We start from the raw sequence: 2,647 nt of genomic DNA, 5'->3' as shown, positions 1-2,647 counted from the left end.
CCCTGGTGGTGCTGCCCCCTCCCATCAACTTCGTGGATGAGCAGAGCCTGCGCCTGCGCACGGAGGAAGGCGTGGACGTGGAGGCACGCGTCCTCAGGGGCCCGCAGGGCAGCGGCGTCCTCGTCCCGGCCGCCCCGCTCATCCCCGGGACGCGCTACCACCTCGAGGGCACCCCTTCCTGCGGTTCCAGCCCCCATGAGCCGGGCGGCGCGGTGGCGGCCTTCACCGCGGGGCCGCAGGTCGCGCTGCCCACGGCGACCGGGACGCTGCAAGCAGCCCCCGAACAGCACGGGGCCGTCCGGGTCAGTGGCGGCGCATCCTGCTGGGAGAGCGTGGAGGGCAGCACGGTGACGCTGGGCTTCACGCCCGCCCCCCAGCTGGTGCCCTTCCTGCCATGGGTGCACTGGACGCTGAAGGTGGATGGACAGACGTGGGCCACGGCATGGCATGGCGCGGTGGACTCCAGCGGCGGCGTCACCCCTTCGGATGGGTTCAGGACGATGCGGGACCTGCTGACCGTCCATTCCATCTGCGACGACCCGCGCTCCCCGCAGGATGACACCGGCACGGGCCTTGTCCCCGGGCGGCACGTGGCCACCCTGCACCCGGTGCTCGAACAGTCGGGGACCGCGCTGCCGGTCCTGGAGGTCTCCTTCGACCTGACGTGCCCGCAGGACGCGTCCGACCCTGAACCCAAGCCCGAGCCCGAGGCCCCCCGGAGCGAAGGTTGCTCGCAGGCGGGCGGAGGTCTCACGGCGTTCGGACTCCTGGCCACACTCCAGCTCTGGCGCCGCCGGACGGCGAAGGACCGCGCCTGAGCGAAGCCTCCGGTGGCGACATGTCCCAACGCGCCGGGCTCGCGTGTCTCAAGGCCATGACGACACATGGATGGAAGTCCCTGGGCGCAGCGACGTTGTTGCTCGGATGGGGGGTCGCGCTGCCCCCTTCCGCGGAGGCCTGCACCAGCATCGCGTGCGACCCACGGATGATCCGCTTCCCGCTGCCCCCGGACGCGGTCGTGCCCGCGAACGTGCCGGCGTTGGTGGTGGTGCCACCGCTCCTGAACACATTCGATGCCGGAAGCCTGCGCCTGCGCACGGAGCAAGGCGCCGACGTGGAGGCGAGCTTCCTGACGGGTCCCCACGGAAGCGGCATCCTCGTTCCGGCCGCCCCGCTCGTGCCGGGAACCGGCTATCGCCTGGAGGGCAACAGCCCGTGCCAGGGCCAGTCAGAGGAATGGGACACCGTGGCGACGACGTTCACGGCGGGCCCGGCGGTCACGCTTCCGGCGACGTCAGGGTCCTTGCTCGCCGGGCCGGAGCAGCATGGCTCCTTCCAGGTCTGGGGCGGCGGGTCCTGTTCCGTGGGCGTGGAGGGCAGCACGGTGACGCTGGGCTTCACGCCCACGCAGGAACTGGTGCCCTTCCTGCCGTGGGTGCACTGGACGCTGGTGGTGGATGGACAGACGTGGGCCACGGCGCCGCACGGTTCGGTGGATTCAGCGGGCACGGTCAGGCTCCAGGACCGCACCAAGGCCCCGCATGATCTGCTGACCCTCTACGCGGTCTGCGAGGTCCTGCCGGAGCAGCCTCCCCCTTCGGACCAGGGGCTTCCCCCCGGAAGGCACGTGGCCATGCTGCGTCCGGTGCTCGAACAGTCCGGCACGCCGCTCCCCTCCCTGGAGGTCGCCTTCGAGCTGACGTGCCCGAAAGAAGAGCCCAAGCCCGAGCCCGAGAAACCCCAGCCCGAGGGATGCTCGCAGGCGGGCGGAGGGCTCACGGCGTTCGGGCTCCTGGCCACGCTCCAGGTCTGGCGATGCCGGGGGCGCCAGGGCCGTTGCGGCGAAGGCTGAAGCCAGGAAGGGAAGCCCTGAGCAGCTCAGCGCTCGGCGGCGAGCCAGCGCTGCACCTCCTGCAGATAGTCGCGCGGCAGGGCGTGGCCACTCTCGAAGGTGCGGTGCACCTTGTGCTTGGAGGGCGCGGCGGAGAAGAGCGCGGCGCTCCGGGCCACCGGCGCGAGTTCATCCTGGTTCGCGCTGAGCAGCAGCCAGCGCTGCCGCACCCGGCCCACCACGTTGATGGGCGCGACCTCTCCGAGCGTGGGCTCGATGTCCGGAGGCACCATCGTCACCAGGTGGGTGATGCGCGGCTCGCGGGCCGCCAGCATCAGCGCCACCTGCGCGCCCATGCTGTAGCCGGCCACCAGCACGCGCGCGGGCCGGCCCCCTTCGAGCGCGTGCGCGAGGACGACCTGCGCATCCGCGGCCGTGCCGGAGATCATCGACACGTAGGGCCCGGACTCCCCTGCGTGCAGCCGCTTCACCAGGAGGCTCGGCTTCTCTCCGGGCAGCTTGCGCTCCCCATGATGGCGGGCGTCCAGGAGGTACACGCGATAGCCCGCCGCACGCAGCGCCTCGGTGAAGGCGCCTCCGTGGGTGGGCGGGGCATCCGCGAGCCAGTCCTCCTTGTTGCGGGTGAGGCCGTGGACAAGCAGGGCCACGGGAGGATGGGCGGCCCGGGTCTTCACGTGGGGTTCGAGGACCCGCACGGGAATGTTCGCACCGTCCGAAGCGGGCAGCGTGAGCGCGACGGCACCGCTCACCTCGGGGGCGGGCAGCGCCAGGTCCAGCACGATGGCGTCGTAGGTA

The 2,647-nt window shown here is 71.9% G+C and carries 3 protein-coding genes; 2 read left to right on the top strand and 1 reads right to left on the bottom strand.

All coding sequences use genetic code 11. The features are described 5' to 3' along the window. Together D7Y13_RS46165 and D7Y13_RS40625 are read left to right on the top strand one after the other, a co-directional pair. Positions 1–818 (top strand): hypothetical protein (locus tag D7Y13_RS46165; RefSeq protein ID WP_158626203.1); only part of this gene is annotated, 818 nt, incomplete at its 5' end. A 20-nt stretch (positions 819–838) separates the two neighbouring features. Beyond that, positions 839–1,852 (top strand): hypothetical protein, encoded by a 1,014-nt coding sequence (locus tag D7Y13_RS40625; protein WP_147444337.1) that lies wholly within the window; start codon positions 839–841, stop codon positions 1,850–1,852. 26 nt (positions 1,853–1,878) lie between these two features. On the opposite strand, the gene D7Y13_RS40620 is transcribed toward D7Y13_RS40625, so the two are convergent. Next, the coding region (locus tag D7Y13_RS40620) for an alpha/beta hydrolase (protein WP_439329258.1) at positions 1,879–2,647 on the bottom strand (769 nt) is incomplete at its 5' end.

Origin of the sequence: Corallococcus praedator (genome assembly GCF_003612125.1) — a bacterium.
Classification (GTDB): domain Bacteria; phylum Myxococcota; class Myxococcia; order Myxococcales; family Myxococcaceae; genus Corallococcus; species Corallococcus praedator.
Note: the sequence above shows the minus strand (reverse complement) of the source record. Positions and strands in the feature narration are given on the sequence as shown.